The organism is Actinoplanes sp. NPDC048791 (genome assembly GCF_040650095.1).
Taxonomy (GTDB): Bacteria; Actinomycetota; Actinomycetes; order Mycobacteriales; family Micromonosporaceae; genus Actinoplanes.
The window spans coordinates 1-10957 of the sequence record NZ_JBEZGQ010000199.1 but is presented as its reverse complement, the minus strand read 5'-3'; the positions used below and the strand labels follow the sequence as shown (position 1 = coordinate 10957).

9 protein-coding genes are annotated in these 10957 nt (G+C 70.8%); 6 read left to right on the top strand and 3 right to left on the bottom strand.

Annotated features, from left to right (window positions below):
* Positions 1–81: 81 nt before the first annotated feature.
* Entirely contained in the window at positions 82–990 is a 909-nt protein-coding gene (locus AB0C29_RS17055; RefSeq protein WP_360821163.1) for an AraC family transcriptional regulator, read from the bottom strand.
* A 161-nt stretch (positions 991–1151) separates the two neighbouring features.
* On the opposite strand from AB0C29_RS17055, the gene AB0C29_RS17050 reads away from it, so the two are divergent.
* The 3 genes from AB0C29_RS17050 (at position 1152) to AB0C29_RS17040 (ending at position 3585) form a co-directional block, all read left to right on the top strand.
* Positions 1152–1925, top strand: coding sequence for an SDR family oxidoreductase (locus AB0C29_RS17050; protein WP_360821161.1), 774 nt, complete (start codon positions 1152–1154; stop codon positions 1923–1925).
* Between the two features lie 146 nt (positions 1926–2071).
* Positions 2072–3193 (top strand): hypothetical protein, encoded by a 1122-nt coding sequence (locus AB0C29_RS17045; RefSeq protein ID WP_360821159.1) that lies wholly within the window; start codon positions 2072–2074, stop codon positions 3191–3193.
* A 170-nt stretch (positions 3194–3363) separates the two neighbouring features.
* Positions 3364–3585, top strand: coding sequence for a hypothetical protein (locus AB0C29_RS17040; RefSeq protein ID WP_360821157.1), 222 nt, complete (start codon positions 3364–3366; stop codon positions 3583–3585).
* Positions 3586–3637: 52 nt separating this feature from the next.
* Here the strand turns inward: AB0C29_RS17040 and AB0C29_RS17035 are convergent, their stop codons facing one another.
* On the bottom strand, positions 3638–6691 hold the full coding sequence (locus AB0C29_RS17035; RefSeq protein ID WP_360821155.1) for an EAL domain-containing protein: 3054 nt from the start codon (positions 6689–6691) through the stop codon (positions 3638–3640).
* A 172-nt stretch (positions 6692–6863) separates the two neighbouring features.
* Between AB0C29_RS17035 and AB0C29_RS17030 the strand changes: the two genes are divergently transcribed.
* Together AB0C29_RS17030 and AB0C29_RS17025 are read left to right on the top strand one after the other, a co-directional pair.
* Positions 6864–8471 carry a chitinase gene (locus AB0C29_RS17030; protein WP_360821153.1) on the top strand — a complete coding sequence of 536 codons (1608 nt, stop codon included), beginning with the start codon at positions 6864–6866 and terminating at the stop codon, positions 8469–8471.
* 62 nt (positions 8472–8533) lie between these two features.
* Positions 8534–9712, top strand: a complete 1179-nt coding sequence (locus AB0C29_RS17025) for an amidohydrolase family protein (RefSeq protein WP_360821151.1) — start codon at positions 8534–8536, stop codon at positions 9710–9712.
* Between the two features lie 17 nt (positions 9713–9729).
* On the opposite strand, the gene AB0C29_RS17020 is transcribed toward AB0C29_RS17025, so the two are convergent.
* Entirely contained in the window at positions 9730–10326 is a 597-nt protein-coding gene (locus AB0C29_RS17020) for a helix-turn-helix domain-containing protein (RefSeq protein WP_360821149.1), read from the bottom strand.
* A 109-nt stretch (positions 10327–10435) separates the two neighbouring features.
* Here AB0C29_RS17020 and AB0C29_RS17015 point away from each other — a divergent pair.
* Positions 10436–10957: DMT family transporter (locus AB0C29_RS17015; RefSeq protein ID WP_360821147.1), on the top strand; the 522-nt coding region annotated here is incomplete at its 3' end.

Genomic DNA, 10957 nt, shown 5'->3' with positions numbered 1-10957 from the left:
CGGGGGTCGGCTGTGCGGTGGTCGGCCGGGCGGGGGTCGCCCGGGCGGAGGGACCCGGCCGGGCGGGCCGGGACGGATGAGTCAGGGCGTGGACAGCTCGGGAGACTGTGTGGAATCGCGCAGGCGGGCAGCGTCCTGGCTCGGTGGCGCGCCGAACTGACGCCGATACTCGCGGCTGAACTGCGACGGGCTGTCGTAGCCCACCTGGTGGCTGACCGCCGTGACGTCGCCCGGCTGCGTGGCCAGCAGCAGCCGGGCCTGCTGGAGCCGGACCTGCTTCTGGAACTGGATCGGGCTCATCGCCGTGACCGCCTGGAAATTGCGGTAGAACGCCGACACGCTCATGCCGGACATCCGCGCCACGTCCTGCACCCGGAACGACTCGCGGTAGTTGTCGCGGATCCACCGCACCGCGCGGGCCACGTGGGCCAGGCTGCTGTCGGCCAGGCCCAGCTGGCGTACCGTGGCGCCCTGCTCGCCGGTGATGAGCCGCCACAGGATCTCCCGGGCGATCAGCGGGGCCAGCACCGGGATGTCGCGGGGCCGGTCGAGCAGACGCAGCATGCGGATGGCCGCATCGACGAGCTCGGGCGGTGCGTCGCTGACGGCCATCGCGGACGGGGTGCCGCCGCCAGGGGCCCGGGGCAGGTCCCCGGGCGGCGCGTCGAGCAGCAGCTGCGCGATCGCCGACGGCTGCAGGACGAGACCGAAGCCGAGCGCCGGCCGTTCGGGGCTGGCCTCGGTGTAGTAGCCGGTGACCGGCAGGTCGACCGAGGCGACCAGGTACTGCCCGGCGCGGTACTCGTACACCCGGTCGCCCAGCGCGAGCATTTTCGCGCCCTGGGCGACCAGGGCCAGCACCATGCCGGACATCGATGTCGACGACTGGAACGCCTGCTCGGCCCGGCCGATCAGGACGCCGTCGATGGGGGTGGTCCCGTCTTCGCGGGCATGGCGGGCCAGCAGGGCGCGCAGTTCTTCGAGGGGCACGCATCGATTAGAGCATCCCGGCCGCACTCCTCACAAGGAGAGGATCAGGCAAGAGTACGGGAGCATCGCTCTACTGTTATACCTGTTCATGGCGGTGTAATTGATCCATCGAGATCGCGGTGAGTCGAACAAGGCTCCACGAATGAACAGGTGGAAACGGCATGAAGGTCGCCATCGTCATCGGTGCCAGCTCGGGCATCGGGCAGAGCACAGCGGTCCAGCTGGCCAAGCGGGGTACGGACGTCATCCTCACCTACAGCAGCAACGAGGCCGGCGCGCGGGACACGGTCGCCGCCGTCGAGAAGGAAGGCGGCACCGCCGTCGCCCTGCGGCTCGACATCGGCCGTAGTGAGACGTTCCCGGCGTTCCGTGAGCAGGTCGTGGCGGCCCTGCGCGACACCTGGCAGCGGGACACGTTCGACTATCTGGTCAACAACGCCGGGTTCGGCGGGATGTCCATGTTCGAGGACACCACCGAGGAACTGTTCGACAAGTTCATGCGGGTACTGCTGAAGGGCCCGTACTTCATGACCCAGACGTTGCTGCCGCTGCTGACCGATGGCGGAGCTGTCGTCAACGTGAGCAGCAACTCGGCGCTGCCGACCGGACTGGTGGATGCCGGCTTCTCCGCGTACGCCACGATGAAGGGCGGCCTGAACGTGCTGACCCGTTACCTGGCCAAGGAATTCGCGCCGCGGGGCATCCGGGTCAACGCCGTCTCACCCGGCCCGACGCGGACCCGGCTCTCCGACTCCTCCGGCGTCGCCGCCTTCGAGGCGTACCCCGAGGTCATCCCGGCTCTCGCGGCCAAGACCGCTCTCGGTCGCATCGGCGAGCCCGACGACATCGCCATGGTGATCGCGACCCTGCTCGGCGAGGACGGTCGCTGGATCACGGCGCAGAACATCGAGGTCTCCGGCGGCTACGACCTCTGATCGGCGGGGCTGGACCGACTCGGAGGCCGTTCCGGTGAGTCGGCGAGGCGACAGAGCGTTCCGTGAACGAAACCGCCGCCGCCGGTGACGAACAAGGTGACATGGCCATTGACCGAGGAGCCGACACCTTGTATCCGATCCGAAGAATGAGTCTCATCCTGACCGCCGGCACCGTGGTGCTGACCGCCGCTGCAGTCCCGTCCATGGCGACCGCGGCCGCGCCACCTGCCGCCGGCACGGGACGGCTGGTCCAGTTGCACTCGCTGGGTGGCCAGGGGTCGTTCGCCAAAGCCATGAACGAGCGGGGCGACATCATCGGCGCCAGCGTCGACGCCGCCGACAACTATCGGGCCGTGGTGTGGTGGCAGGGCCGGCGTACCCCGACCGCCCTGCCCGTCAAGGGCGCCACGGCCGGCGACATCAACGAGAAACGGCACATCGTCGGAGGCGTCGAGGCGGGACTGTTCCTGTGGCGCGGCGGCCGGTCCGTCAGCTATCTGAAGCGGCCCGCCGGGGCCTCGTTCGGGGCGACCTTCATCAACGAGCGTGACCAGGTCGCGGGCACCGCGACCGACAGCAACGATGCCTCCCGCGCCTTCGTGTGGGCACGTGGGCGGATGACGATGCTGACGACTCCCAAGGGAATGGACAGCCGGGCCGTCGGAATCAACAACCGGGGTCAGGTCATCGGTGTCCTCACCACGCCCGGCGTCTCCACCGAGCGGGCGGTGCTGTGGCAGCAGGGCCGGATGACCGAGCTGGGCACCCTGGGCGGAGAAAGCAGCACGCCGACGGCGATCAACGACCGGGGTCAGGTCGCCGGCACCAGCGCGGTCGCCGGATCGGCCGGCGACCACCCGTTCCTCTGGCAGCGCGGCCGGATGACCGACCTGCTCACCGGTACGGGCGCCACCGCCGGCCGGGTCGCGGACCTCAATCAGGCCGGGATGGTCACCGGCGCCGCCATCTTCGGCACCAGTGACTCACGGCCGGTTGTCTGGCGGGCCGGCCGGATGCTCGACATCGGCCTGCCCGGGCACACGGGCGCGGCCTTCGACATCAACGAGCGCGGCGACGTCACGGGTTACACAAGGACAGACCCGCAGAGTTTCGCGGTGCCGTTCCGCTGGCGCAAGGGACAGACCACGCTGTTCCCCGAGCCGGCCAGTGACATCGCGATCACGGTCATCGGCATCGACCGGCGCGGCGTCATCGGGGTGGACCAGGAGACCTCGCAGTTCGGCAACATCGTCCTGCGGTCAGCCTGATCAGGTGAACCCACGCCGGGTGCTCAGCGCCCGGCGTGGGTGGTGCGCGCCGGAACCGGTCAGGAATCGAGAAGCGGCCGCCACCGCACCACAAATAGCGTGACCGTCGTGAGATCCCATCGCGGCGGTCCGTCGCAAGTCGGGGTCAGCCACTTCAGGAGGAGGTCCCCATGAACAAGTGGATCCGGCAGTTCCACCGCTGGCTCGCCATCGCCTTCACGGTGACGGTCATCGTCACTTTCGTCGCCCTCGCGCAGGAGGACCCGGTGGTGTGGGTGTCCTACGTGCCGCTGCTCCCGCTCGCGCTGCTGCTGTTCTCCGGCCTGTACCTGTTCGCGCTGCCGTATCTCACCAAGCGGCGCAGCAGGCGGCGCGTGGGCGCCGAGAGCTGACGCCACGCGCGGCGGCTCGGCGGGTAGCGGCGCGAAGCTGACGCCCAGACGATCAGCGGCTGGCAGCGTCAGCCAGCGCCCGCTCCACCGGAACCGGCCGCCCCAGATAGAACCCCTGCCCAAGTGGAACCCCACACTCAACCAGCGCATCCCGCTGCTGAGCCGACTCGATCCCCTCGGCGATGACCGTGCAGTTGTGCTCGCCGGCAAACTCCACCAGCGACCGGATCGAGGCACGGCGGGCCCCCTCAGCCTCAACCCCGGCCAAGGATGCTCGCCCCAACTTGAGGAAGCCCGGCTTCAACGACTCCATCCGCGCCAGAGTGTCGTAGCCCGCCCCGGCATCATCGACCGCGATCCGAACCCCCGCCGGCAGGTTGTCCAAATCAGCACCCTCGGCATCGGAGATCTCCAGGATCAGCGGCCGCGCGCTCTCCGCCAGCAACGGTTCCAACTCCCGAGGCCGCCGAAGCAGATCACCGGAGACGTTGACCGCCAGCCACGTGTCCTCCGGCAGAGCGTTCGCCGAGGCCAACGCCGCCCGGATCAGCGCCGCGTCCAGGTCGATGTGCACCCCTTGCGCCTGCGCCGCCGCCAGGCCGCGTTCCGGCCGGGTGCCGTCGGCGAATCGGGTGAGAGCCTCGTAACCCACCACCGTCCCCGACTTCAGCTCGAAGATCGGCTGGAAGACCGTGAAGAACGTGAACTCCTCGAACGAGTTCGACCGCGGCTGGGCGTCCTGCGGCCCACGCCGGGACCGGCCCCCGACCGGCGCCTGAGCCGACCGGACCGCCACCAGACCCGACGAGCCCTTGTCGGAACGGTAGTGCAGCACCGAGGCCCAGTCTCCGATCGCACCGGTCGCCGCCATCGCCCGGCCCTCCGAGTGGGTGGCCGGCGTCGGCTGCTTGCCGGCACTACGGGAACGCTTGGGCTGCACCGGCCGGTACAGCCAGTTGCGCAAGTGCGTGACCAGGTCCACGACGGTGTTGCCGACCCCGACGAACGCCACCATCGCGTACGTGGCCAGCACCAGGTTGAGCCCCGCGAAGACCAGGTTGTCCCACTGGTGCAGCTGCACGTCACGCACAGCGGTCCACGCGCACAGGGCGATCAGAGCCAACGGCGCGATCAGGTACGTGGTCGCTGCGGTCGTCCGGTTGCGCACTTTCGGCGTACGTTTGAAGGCGCTCTTCTCCCCGGTCAGCAGTTGCAGGATCGAGGCGAAGCTGCCGGAGAGGTTGACCGGCAACAGGATCAGGTTGAAGCCGTAGACCCGCAGCACGTCCAGCCGCTTGTAACCACAGGCTTTCAGGTCCGCGCTCATCATCAGGAAGTACGGCACCGACACCAGCAGCAGGATCGGGTTGAGCAGGTCGGCGTTGAACGGGTACGCCAGCATGACCACCAGGCACACGGAACTCCAGAAGATGGAGGCCATGTAGTTCACCCGAAGGAACAGTTCACCGAAGCGGTTCTTCTTGCCCCGCGCCGCCCGCGCCCGGAACTGGTCCTTGAGCCGGGACAGGATCAGCAGGCCGCCGTTGGCCCAGCGCTGACGCTGGATGCACAGTGAGCCGAAGTCCGGCGGTGTGGCGCTGTACGCCATCCGTTCCGGGTAGTTGTAGAGCGTCCAGCCGTGCACCCCGAGGTCGATTGTGGACTCGGTGTCCTCGATGACCGTCCGGTCCTGGATGTAGCGGCTGATCTCCCAGTCGCCCTCGTAGGCGACCTCGCGGATGTCGTCCAGCGCCTTCTTGCGCAGCACCGCGTTGGCGCCCACCCAGAACGTCGCGTCGTAGTGCGTCATGCCCTGGTGCACGATGTGCTGGATGTCAGTGGTGGCACCGGACATGCGCTCGATCCGGGTCGCCGAGCCCGGGAACGCGCTGTACGGCGTCTGCGCCACCGCGTCCCGCTCGTGCGCGCCCTGCTCCATCAGGTGCACCAGCCGCAGGCAGTATTCCGGGAGCAGCACGCTGTCGGCGTCCAGGGTCAGCACGTAGTCCGGGTCGGGTACGACCAGCTCGGCCTGCCCCGGCCCGGCCGGCACCAGCGCCACCCCGAGCGGGGTGCTCACCTCCTGGTAGCCGCCGCCCATCAGCCCGATGTAGCTGTTGAGGTTCATCGCCTTGTTCGCCTCGCTCGACAGCGAGACGTACCGCTTGCGCTCGAAGCTCGTCACCGAGGCGTCGAAGATGGCCAGCAGCCGCCGGTACAGCTGGGTCAGCCGTTCCACCGGCAGGGCCGCCTCCTCGTCGGCGCCGGAGCCCAGCGCCTCGGCGATCGTGCCGAGGTCCTCGGCCAGCGCGTTGAGGATGTGCTCGACGAAGAAGACGTCGGTGTGGTCGACCATGTCCTGCCGCCGGCCCAGCCCGATGAGCCAGCCCGCGGCGAAGCGGTACTCGGCGGCCAGATCACGCATGTCCTCGGTCGTGGCGGCGCGCTCGTCACGCTCGGCGAGGGCTTCCTCGAACCGCTCGTGCGCCGCCTGCACCCGGCCGTACGGGACGCTGAGCTCGGCCTCGAGCGCGCCCGGCAGCGCGCGGGCGGCCAGGAGCAGGTCGCGGGCCGCGCGGGTCCGGGGTTGCTGCGGGTCGTCGATCAGCAGCACGACCCGCAGACCGGGATACTCCTGCAGCGCCGCGGAGAGCAGCGTGGTGCGGATGACCCGCTCGTCCTCCTGGTACGAGGGCACGATGACCGTCACCGACGGCGTCGTCCCCTGCAGGAAGTTGTCCAGGACGATGCGCGGCGCCCGGTGGTGGGCCCGGGTGCGGTAGAAGTAGCCGATCCGGGTGATCAGGTACGCCGTCGCGGAGGCGGCCAGCCCGGTCACCACGATCATGTAGACGATCGCCTCGATGGCCAGCCGCGCGGTGCTCGCCCGTCCGGCGATGAACTGCTGGATCACCGTACCGATGAGGTAGCAGGCCCAGACGGTGATGGTCAGCACGATCGCGAGCCGGCCGCGGGCGATGCGGCCCTCGGAGATCGCGGGCGGCACCAGCGGATGCGGCGCCGACCGCCGGTCGGCGCCCCACTGGCGCGGGGCGTCCGGACGGCGCTGGTCCACCGGGTTGCGCTGCATCGGGTCGCCCTTCACTGTCGTACGGCACCGGCCATCGGCGGACCTGTCGCGCCCGTTCGACCTCCCATCGGCGTTCCCGGAGCCGTTCTTAAAGGTTTTGCCCGCCCCGGCCTTCAGTTGCCGGGGAATCTGCCGATCCGAGAGCTGGAGGGGTCCGCCCCGACGCCCCACGATCGAGAGGCCGCCCATGCTCACCGACCGCGCCGTCCCGCTGTCCGTGCGGCCGGAGGACGACCCGCTCGCCGACCCGGACTGGCAGGAACCGGAGGCTCCGGCCGAGCGCCTGTCCTGGCTGCGGCTCGGCTTCCTAGTGCTGGTGCTGGCCGGGCTGGGGGCCGGCGGCACGGTCGCGGTGCTGCACCTGCGGGACGCGGCCGGCCCGACCGCGAAGTCGTGGGCCGTACCTTATGTTGACGTCACCCTGACCCCGACGTTCGAGTTCCAGGATCCGGCGGCCAACCCGGCCAACGACGTGGCCCTGGCCTTCGTGGTGGCCGACCCCAAGGACGGCTGCGCGCCCAGCTGGGGCGGCGCCTACACCCCGGACGAGGCGGCGGCCTCGCTGGAGCTGGACCGCCGGATCAGCCAGCTACGCTCGGCCGGCGGCAACATCCTGCTCAGCGTGGGCGGCCTGACCAACACCGAGCTCGCGGTGGCCTGCACCGACCAGGCCCGGCTGACCGCTGCCTACCGGCAGCTCGTGCGTCGCTACGACGTGCAGACTCTGGACCTGGACATCGAGGGTACGGCGGTAGCGGACCAGGCGTCCTTGCAGCGGCGTGCGCTCGCCCTGGCGACGTTGCAGGCTGAACGGGCCTCGGCTGGCAAGCCGCTGGCGGTGTGGCTGACCCTGCCGGTGGCGCCGGACGGCCTGACCGCCGACGGGCTGGGTGCGGTACGCGCGACGCTGGAGGGCGGCGTCTCGCTGCGCGGCGTCAACGTGATGACCATGGACTTCGGTTCTGAGGCGGGCTCCGAGCCGGACATGCTGGAGCTGAGCACCCGGGCGCTGGAGTCGACCCACCGCCAGCTCTCGGACCTCTACCTGCGGCTGGGTGTGCAGCTCACGTCGCCGCAGGTGTGGTCGCGGATCGGGGCCACCCCGATGATCGGGCAGAACGACGTGGACGCCGAGCGGTTCACCGTCGACGACGCGCGCGGGCTGGCCACGTTCGCCGTCGACAAAGGGCTGGGCCGGGTGTCCATGTGGTCGCTGAACCGCGACGCCCCGTGCCGCGGCACCTTCACCAACGTGGTCGTGCACTCCAACACGTGCAGCGGCGTACCCCAGGAGGCACTGGCCTTCTCGTCGGTCTTCGCGGGCCTGCCCGGCAGCGCGGTGGGCACGTCCGGCCGCGACTCCGTGGCGATCCCGGACCGGGCGCCGATCGTCGACGACCCCGAGACCAGTCCGTACCCGGTGTGGCGGCTCACCGCCCAGTACGTGAGCGGCTACAAGGTGGTCTGGCACGGCGTCGTCTACGAGGCGAAGTGGGTCAACCAGGGCTTCGACCCGTCGGCGACGAGCGGTTCCAACCCCAACCCGTGGTCGGTGATCGGCCCGGTGAGCCCGTCGGAGAAGGCGCCCCGCCCGAGCCCGGCGGTGACCGGGGTGACCGACAAGTGGGACCCGGCGACGGTGTACGCCCGGGGGGACCGGGTGGTGTTCGACGCGCTGCCGTACCAGGCGCGGTGGTCGACGAAGGGTGACGCGCCGTCGACCGAGTACCCGACCAATCCGGACGACCCGTGGCAGCCGCTTTTCACGGTGCCGGGGGAGCCGCCGACGAACTGACCCCGCCGGGCGTGGCATTCTGCCCGTTCGATGCGCGCCGGGCGCGTCCGGGGGGAGCTCGCATGCTTGCGGTTCGGGTGGCGAGGGTGTTCGACGGCGAACGGATGCACGACGGTGGCGCGGTGGTGCTCGTGTCCGGCGGCCGGATCGCCGAGGTGCGGTTCGGCACGGATGCGGTGCCCGACGGCCTGACAGCCTCCGCAGCGTCCGACGGCACGTTGCTGCCGGGGCTGATCGATGCTCACGTCCACCTGAGCGCGGACAGCGGTCCCGGTGCCCTCGACCGGCTGGCCGACCGGCCGGATGCCGAGGTGTCCGGGGTCATCGAGGTGTCGTTGCGGGCCCAGCTGGCCGCGGGGGTGACGGCGGTCCGGGACCTGGGTGACCGCCGCGATGCGGTACTGAACTGGCGGGCCGCGGCGGGTGCCGGGCTGCCCGCCGTGGTGGCCTCGGGCGCACCGCTGACCACCGTCGGCGGGCACTGCTGGTCGCTGGGCGGCGAGGTCAGCGGCGTGGCGGAGATCCGTGCCGCGATCCGGGAGCGGGCGGCCGCGGGCGCCGACCTGGTGAAGATCATGGCGAGTGGCGGGGTGTTCACTCCGGGCACGGACACGACGAGGCCGCAGTTCACCGACGACGAGCTGGCCGCAGCCGTACGGGAAGCTCACGACCACAGCTTGCCGATCACCGCGCACGCGCATGCCACCTCCGCCGTCCGGCAGGCGATGCGGGCCGGGGTCGACGGCATCGAGCACTGCACCTGCGTGACGGCCACCGGCACCCGGGTCGAGGACGACCTGGCGGCAGCGCTGGCCGAAGCGAGGATCGCGGTGTGCGCCACGCTGGGCTCGGATCCCGCCGTGGTGGTGCCGCCGGCCGTGCTGGCCATGGCCGAGCGCGCCGGTCTCACCCAGGCCGGCCTGCAGGACGGGGTCGCGCGGCTGTACCGGGCCGGGGTGCGCCTCGTGGCCGGCTCGGACGCGGGGATCGGCCCGGCCAAACCGCACGGCATCCTGCCCGCCACCATCGCCGAGTACGTGGACTCCGGCATCGACCCGGCCGCTGCCCTGGCCGCAGCCACGTCGGTCGCCGCGGAGGTCTGTGGCCTGGGCGAGCGCAAGGGACGCATCCGCCCGGGCTTCGACGCCGACCTCGTGCTCGTGGACGGCGACCCCACCCGGGACATCACGACCCTGGCCCGCCCGCGGACGGTCTACCTGGCCGGTGAACCGGCTGCCTGAACCTCAGGTCATCATGCTCAGGCTGACCTGAGGATGCGCTGCGCCAGCCAGCTCAGGCCGGCGGCGATCTCGTCGGGCCCCTGGCCGCGTTCGTGGCGCTGGTAGCGGTACACGTCCGGTGCCAGCGGAGCCAGCAGCGGTTCGATCAGCGGCTCCGGGTCGGCGACGCCGGCATCGGTGAGCAGGACCCGGAGGTGCGCGCGCCAGAAGCCGTACGCGCCGGTGCCATACCGGGCGGCGCCGGTCTCAGCCCCGAGCACGAGTGGCAGGTGCCGGTCGAGCAGCTCGACCATGGCGGCGTAGAACGCGGCGAGGCGCTCGGCGGGCGGGGCACCCGGGCCCAATGGCGGAGCTCCACGTAGGAGCTTCTCCTGCAGATCCCGTTCGTGCTCGTCGAGCAGGGCGGCGGCGACAGCCCCCTGGTCCGGATAGCGCCGGTAGAGGGTGGCCTTGCCGACCCCGGCCTCGCGGGCGATGTCCTCCATGGTCACCGTGCGGGGGTCCCCGGCCGCGAACAGACGCGCGGCGGCGTCGAGCACCCGCTGCCGGTTACGCGCGGCATCGGCTCGCTCCCGGGGCGGGGTCCGCTCGGGGAGCTGCGGGGACAGGGACAAGTGGCCCACCTCACTTCCGGTCCGGGCATCAACTGGACGCCGCGTCCGGTTACTCTACTCGACAACGTAGTGGACGATGCGTCCACTTGTATCGTGGTGGGGGTAGTTCATGATCTTCCTGCTCATCTCGGCATTGCTGATCGGTGGACTACTGGCGGTGCAGGCGTCCGCGAACCTTCAGCTGACTCGCGCGGTCGGCACCCCGTACGGCGCGGCGGTGGTCCAGCTCGGGATCGCCGCCGGCCTGCTGGCGCTGGCGGCGACGCTGACCGGCGGCATCGGGGCCCTCGCCGGTCTGGGCGACGTCGACGCCTGGAAGCTCGCCGGCGGGATCGCGAGCCCGCTGTACATCACCAGCGCCATCATGTTGTTCCCGCGGCTGGGCGCCCTCGCCTCGGTCGGCCTGTTCGTGGCGGGGCAGGTGCTGGCGTCGATCGTGCTGGATCTTGGTGGTCTGCTCGGCCTGCCCGACAACACCCTCGGTGCCGGCATCCTCGTCGGAGCGTTCGCTGTGATCGCCGGGGTCGCGGTCGTGATTCGCAGCCAGTCGTCCGCTCTGGTCGCGCCCGCAGCCGCTCCGGTCGGGCCCGCAACCGCTCCGGTCGGGCCCGCAACCGCTCCGGTCGGGCCC